The sequence below is a fragment of the Mycobacterium sp. genome, from assembly GCF_035274705.1.
Taxonomy (GTDB): Bacteria; Actinomycetota; Actinomycetes; order Mycobacteriales; family Mycobacteriaceae; genus Mycobacterium.
In genome coordinates, this window is record NZ_DATENY010000119.1 from 104,706 (window position 1) to 111,123 (window position 6,418).

6 protein-coding genes are annotated in these 6,418 nt (G+C 68.4%); all 6 read left to right on the top strand.

The features are described from left to right. Nucleotides 1–178 precede the first annotated feature (178 nt). Complete coding sequence (mraZ, locus tag VJV41_RS25450) at nt 179–610, top strand: division/cell wall cluster transcriptional repressor MraZ (RefSeq protein WP_325338455.1); 432 nt, start codon at nt 179–181, stop codon at nt 608–610. Continuing rightward, nucleotides 585–1,715: a 16S rRNA (cytosine(1402)-N(4))-methyltransferase RsmH gene (rsmH, locus tag VJV41_RS25455; protein ID WP_325338457.1), complete on the top strand. Its 1,131-nt coding sequence runs from the start codon at nt 585–587 to the stop codon at nt 1,713–1,715. The genes mraZ and rsmH overlap by 26 nt, the downstream gene beginning before the upstream one ends. Continuing rightward, nucleotides 1,712–2,713, top strand: a complete 1,002-nt coding sequence (locus tag VJV41_RS25460; RefSeq protein ID WP_325338459.1) for a hypothetical protein — start codon at nt 1,712–1,714, stop codon at nt 2,711–2,713. Before rsmH ends, VJV41_RS25460 begins: the two co-directional genes overlap by 4 nt. Then, the gene (locus VJV41_RS25465; protein ID WP_325338460.1) at nt 2,710–4,614 is read left to right on the top strand and encodes a penicillin-binding protein 2; all 1,905 of its coding nucleotides are present in this window, start codon (nt 2,710–2,712) and stop codon (nt 4,612–4,614) included. Before VJV41_RS25460 ends, VJV41_RS25465 begins: the two co-directional genes overlap by 4 nt. 67 nt (nt 4,615–4,681) lie before the next feature. Beyond that, nucleotides 4,682–6,211: a UDP-N-acetylmuramoyl-L-alanyl-D-glutamate--2,6-diaminopimelate ligase gene (locus VJV41_RS25470; protein WP_325338461.1), complete on the top strand. Its 1,530-nt coding sequence runs from the start codon at nt 4,682–4,684 to the stop codon at nt 6,209–6,211. Beyond that, nucleotides 6,208–6,418: Mur ligase domain-containing protein (locus tag VJV41_RS25475; RefSeq protein WP_325338462.1), on the top strand; the 211-nt coding region annotated here is incomplete at its 3' end. The genes VJV41_RS25470 and VJV41_RS25475, both read left to right, overlap by 4 nt.

The window sequence follows — 6,418 nt, forward strand, 5'->3', positions numbered from 1 at the left end:
TTTTGGTCTGTGACGGGGCGCGATGTCCTTCTGTGCGACACCCGTATGCGCTGGATTCGGGAGCTAGGTGGGGACATCTGGCCAACTTTTGCTATCAAATGGAGCGCTGTGGGGGATTGTGGGGTAAAGTGGCGGACAACGGAGCGACCGGGGCTCCGGAGTGGTAGGAGGTGGCCGGATGTTTCTGGGCACCTACACGCCCAAGCTCGACGACAAGGGGCGGCTGACGCTGCCCGCCAAGTTCCGCGACGCGCTGGCAGGAGGGTTGATGGTCACCAAGAGTCAAGACCACAGCCTTGCCGTGTACCCGCGCGCCGAGTTCGAAAAGCTGGCCCGGCGGGCGTCGCAGGCGTCGCGGAGCAATCCGGAGGCCCGCGCATTCCTGCGAAACCTTGCCGCCGCCACCGACGAACAGCACCCCGACGGGCAAGGCCGGATCACGTTGTCGGCCGACCACCGCCGCTACGCCAACCTCTCGAAGGACTGCGTGGTGATCGGATCGGTTGACTACCTGGAGATCTGGGACGCCCAAGCATGGCAGGAGTATCAGCAGACCCACGAAGAGAACTTCTCCGCGGCCTCCGATGAAGCTCTGCACGACATCATCTGATTCGGCGGCTGACCGACACGTTGCCCGTGCATCGTGGCCTCTGTCCGAACCGGCCCTGGCGTACTTCCCCAACGCCAGGTCCGCGCTCTCGGACAGGGACCTGGGTGCAGGGGTACACCTCATCGGAGGCGCTGCAATGCCTGGCCACATCCCGGTTCTGCTCGACCGCTGTGTCGAGCTGCTGACTCCCGCGCTCACCCGGCACAGCCCCGACGGCGAGGGTGCGGTCCTCATCGACGCCACGCTCGGCGCGGGTGGACATGCCGAACGCTTCCTCACCGAGTTCTCCGCCCTGCGGCTGATCGGGCTTGACCGCGACCCCGACGCGCTGTGGATCGCAGGTGAGCGGCTGGCGCAGTTCGGCGATCGCGTCATGCTCGTGCGCACCCGCTACGACGGAATCGAAGCTGTGCTGGCCCAAACCGGTGATTGGGCAGGCCAAGTGGACGGCGTTCTGTTCGACCTCGGGGTGTCCTCGATGCAATTGGACCGCACCGAGCGCGGCTTCTCCTACGCCGCCGACGCTCCGCTGGACATGCGGATGGATCCCGACGCGACGCTCACGGCCGCTGAGGTCATCAACACCTACGACGAGAAGACACTCGCACGCGTGCTGCGTGAGTTCGGCGAAGAGCGCTTCGCAGGCCGCATCGCCGCTCACATCGTGCGCCGCCGGGGCCGCCGGCCTTTCGCCACCACCGGCGAGCTGGTTGAACTGTTGTACGAGGCGATACCCGCGCCGGCCCGCCGGACCGGCGGGCATCCGGCCAAGCGCACATTCCAGGCCTTGCGGATCGTCGTCAACGGAGAGCTGGACTCGTTGCGCGACGCGCTGCCCGCGGCGCTGGGAGCGCTCGCACCCGGCGGCCGGATCGTGGTGATGGCCTACCAATCCTTGGAAGACCGCATCGTCAAAAGCCAGTTCGCCGCGGTGAAGGCGTCGCGGACCCCGCCGGGCTTACCGGTGGAGTTGCCTGGGCACGAGCCGGACTTCGTCGCCCTGACTCGCGGCGCGGAACGGGCAGGCCCCGAGGAAATCGCAGTCAATCCACGTAGCGCATCGGTGCGGCTACGGGCGCTGGAAAAGGTGGGGGGACAACGATGAAGGCCAAGCGAGGCGCAATGGTGCGCGACGGCGATGCGCCGGTTCGCAAATCGCGGCAGCCAGCCCGCAACGCGGTGCGCCGCCCGGCCGACGCGCCGCCACGCAGGCGTAAGCCCGCGCGTGAGCAGCGCCCGCAGCGCTCGGCGCCCGCGACCAATCCGATTCCCCGGCCCACCGACGGCCCGGCCCGGCCCAAGAACGCCAGCCAGGCCAAGGCAAGGGCCAAAGCGCGAAAGGCCAAGGCGCCCAAGGTCGTCCGCCCGCCCTTGCGTGAGCGGATCCTCGTCAAGCTGTCTTCGATCGACCTCAATCCGCGCACACTGGTCGCGAGGGTGCCGTTCGTGGTGCTGGTGATCGGATCGCTTGGTCTCGGACTGGGTATCACGCTGTGGCTCTCGACCGACGCGGCCGAGCGCTCCTACCAATTGAGTCACGCCCGCGAGACCAATCAGGCGTTGCTGCAGCAGAAGGAAGCGCTGGAACGCCAGGTGCTCGAGGCGCAAGCGGCCCCGGCGCTGGCCGAGGCCGCGCGCAATCTCGGCATGATCCCGTCGCGCGACACCGCGCACTTGGTGCAGGACGCCGCGGGCAACTGGGTCGTGGTCGGCACACCCAAACCCGCTGAGGGTGTTGCGCCGCCGCCGCTGAACACGCCGCTGGCCGACCAGCCTCCGCCGGGACCTCCGGCACAACCGGCACCGCGTGTGGTGGAACCGCGAGAGGTCACGGTTCGCATGCCGCCGAGGGGCGCGCTCACACCGGCTCCGCTGCCGGGAGTCGAACGGCCACTGCCGGTTTCGCCCGCCGCACCGTTGGCGGGGCCCTCCGCTGCCGAGGTTCCGCACGCCGTCGGGACGCAGATTCCGGCCCTCGGACCCGCACAGCCGCCTGCCGAGGTGCCGACCGCGTCGCCGGCCGAACAGCCGGCTGCTCCGCTGGACGCCGCAGCGCAGGCACCGGCTCCTGCCGCCGTCCCGCTCCCTGGTCCTGCCGCATGAGCCGCGGCGACAACCGGGGTCGCCGTGGGGCAGTAAAAACCCAGGAGCGCTCCGCCAAGGCACGCCGGACACGCCAGCCGGTCACCGACAATGGTTTGCGCAGTGCGTCATTCGTGTTCCGGCATCGGGTTGGCAATGCCGTCATCTTCCTCGTGCTGCTGGTCGCAGGCGCCCAGTTGTTCAGCCTGCAGGTGCCGAGGGCTGCGGGTCTGCGCGCCGAGGCGGCCGGTCAGCTCAAGGTCACCGACATCGAGAAGGCTGTGCGCGGTGCCCTGGTGGACCGCAACAACGACAAGCTGGCCTTCACCATCGAGGCCCGCGCGCTGACGTTCCAGCCGGTCAAGATCCGCAAGCAGCTGACCGAGGCCAAGGCAAAGACCCCGTCGGCGCCGGATCCCGACAAGCGATTGCGTGACATCGCGGCCGAAGTCGCCTTGCGGCTCAACAACAAACCCGACGCCAACACGGTGCTGAAAAAGCTCGCCAGCAAGGACTCATTCGTCTATCTGGCCCGTGCGGTCGACCCGGCCATCGCCGACGCCATCACCACAAAGTTCCCCGAAGTCGGTTCGGAGCGCCAGGATCTGCGCCAGTATCCCGGCGGATCGCTGGCGGCCAACATCGTCGGCGGCATCGACTGGGACGGTCACGGCCTTCTGGGACTTGAGGATTCGCTCGACGCCATGCTGGCAGGCACCGACGGTTCCGTCACATACGACCGCGGCTCAGACGGCGTGGTGATTCCCGGCAGCTACCGCAACCGCCACGATGCGGTCGACGGCTCGACGGTGATGTTGACGCTCGACGACGACATGCAGTTCTACGTCCAGCAGCAGGTCCAGCAGGCCAAGAACGCCTCCGGTGCCAAGAATGTGGCCGCAGTGGTGCTGGATGCGAAAACCGGTGAAGTGCTTGCGATGGCGAACGACAGCACGTTCGACCCCAGCCAGGACATCGGCAGGCAAGAGGACCGGGACCTGGGCAACCCGGCAGTGTCGTCGCCGTACGAGCCGGGCTCGGTCAACAAGATCGTCACCGCGGCATCGGTGATCGAATTCGGGCTGTCCAACCCCGACGAGGTGCTACAGGTGCCCGGCTCGATCGATATGGGCGGCGTCAATGTGCACGACGCCTGGGAACACGGCACGATGCCGTACACCACGACGGGCATCTTCGGAAAGTCGTCCAACGTCGGCACGCTGATGTTGGCTCAGCGGATCGGCCCGGATCGCTACGCGGACATGCTGAACAAGTTCGGCCTGGGTCAGCGCACAGGCGTCGGGTTGCCGGGTGAGAGCGCGGGTCTGGTGCCGCCGATTGACCAGTGGTCTGGCAGCACATTCTCCAACTTACCCATCGGGCAGGGTCTTTCGATGACGCTGTTGCAGATGACTGGCATGTACCAGGCCATCGCCAACGACGGTCTGCGCATCCCGCCGCGCATCCTCAAGTCGACGATCGCGCCGGGCGGCACCCGCACCGACGAGCCGAGGCCGGAAGGCGTGCGGGTGGTGTCGCCACAGACCGCACAGACTGTGCGTCAGATGTTGCGCGCTACCGTGCAACGAGATCCGATGGGAATCCAGCAGGGCACTGGTTCGCTCGCCGCGGTCGAGGGTTATCAGATCGCAGGCAAGACCGGCACCGCCCAGCAGATCAACCCCGGATGCGGCTGCTACTACGACAACGTCTACTGGATCACCTTCGCGGGCATGGCACCGGCCAACGATCCCCGTTATGTCGTCGGCATCATGGCCGACAATCCGCAGCGGACGGCCGAAGGACTGCCCGGCACAACGATGGCGCCGCTGTTCCACAACATCGCGGCGTGGCTGCTGCAGCGCGACAACGTGCCGCTCTCACCCGATCCAGGACCGCCGCTCACGCTTCAGGCCACCTGACCGAAGGGCCGCTTCGCCCCCGCCGAACGGGGAATGCGTCCTAGACGGCCGGTACTGTGTCATCGCCATGAATTTGCGTCCCAGCCATCCTGTCGGCCAAGCGCTCGGGCGGTTGGCGGAGGCGGTGCGGGCGGTGCCCGCCGAAGGTGTCACGGTGCCCGACGTCCGGGTCACCGGGGTGACGCTGCGGGGCCAGAACACCCAGCCCGGCGACCTGTTCGCCGCGCTGCCGGGTGCCTCCTCGCACGGCGGCCGTTATGTGGCCGACGCGGTGGCCCGCGGAGCCGTCGCGGTGCTGACGGACGCAGCGGGTATTGCCGAGATGGGGCCGAACGTCGATGTCCCGGTGCTCATTCACCCGTCCCCGCGCTCGGTGCTGGGCGAGCTGGCAGCGGCCGTCTACGGACATCCGTCGGAGAAGCTGCGCGTCATCGGCGTCACGGGAACCTCCGGCAAGACCACCACGACCTACCTGGTGGAGGCCGGGCTGCGGTCGGCTGAGCGGATCGCCGGGCTGATCGGCACGGTCGGCATCCGCATCGACGGCCGTGAGGTGCCCAGCGCGCTGACCACACCCGAGGCCCCGGAGTTGCAGGCGATGTTGGCGGTGATGGTCGAGCAAGGCGTCGATACCGTGGTGATGGAGGTGTCCAGCCACGCGCTGACGTTGGGTCGCGTCGACGCGACCCAATTCGCCGTCGGTGGCTTCACCAACCTGTCGCGCGACCACCTGGACTTCCACCCCACCATGGAAGACTACTTCGACGCCAAGGCGCGACTGTTTGACCCTCAATCCCCAACGTGTGCAAGCCTTTCCGTGATCTGCATCGACGACGAGGCCGGCCGTGCGATGGCGCATCTTGCGCACCGGGTGGTGTCGGTGAGTGCGACCGGACGTGATGCCGATTGGCGCGCGGAGAACATCTGCGCCGTCGAGCTCGGCGCTCAGGAATTCGTGGCCGTCGACCCGGCCGGCGTGCACCACGGGCTGCGGATCGGGTTGCCGGGCCGCTACAACGTCGCCAACTGCCTGCTCGCGGCCGCGCTGCTCGACACGGTCGGCGTGTCGCCGGAGCAGGCGGCACCCGGCCTGCGCACCGCGACGGTTCCCGGCCGCCTCGAGCCGATCGACTGCGGACAGGGCTTCCTTGCGCTCGTCGACTACGCGCACAAACCCGGCGCGCTGCGCGCGGTGCTCGAGACGTTGCGCGAGCAGGCCCGCGGCAGGCTCGCGGTCGTGTTCGGCGCGGGAGGCAACCGCGACTCGGGCAAGCGCGAACCGATGGGCCGCGTCGCCGCCGAGCTTGCCGATCTCGTCGTGGTCACCGACGACAACCCGCGCAACGAGGAACCCGCTGCCATCCGTGCGGCGATCATGGCCGGCGCGACAGCGGCGCCAGGCGGCGCAGACGTTGTCGAGATCGGCGACCGTCGCGAGGCCATCGACCACGCCGTCGCGTGGGCCCAGCCCGGCGACGTGGTGCTGATCGCCGGAAAAGGCCACGAGACCGGCCAGACCAGCCACGGCCAGACTCGGCCGTTCGATGACCGCCTGGAACTCGCCCTGGCACTCGAGGCGCTGGGGCACCGCGCGTGATCGACCTGACCATCGCCCAGATCGCCGACATCGTCGGCGGCCGGCTGACGGACATCACACCCGAGCAGGCTGCCGCCACCCGCGTCACCGGAACCGTCGAATTCGATTCGCGTGCAGTGACTCCCGGCGGGCTGTTCCTCGCGCTGCCAGGCGCACGCTCCGACGGCCATGACTTCGCCGCGGCCGCCGTCGGATCCGGGGCGGCCG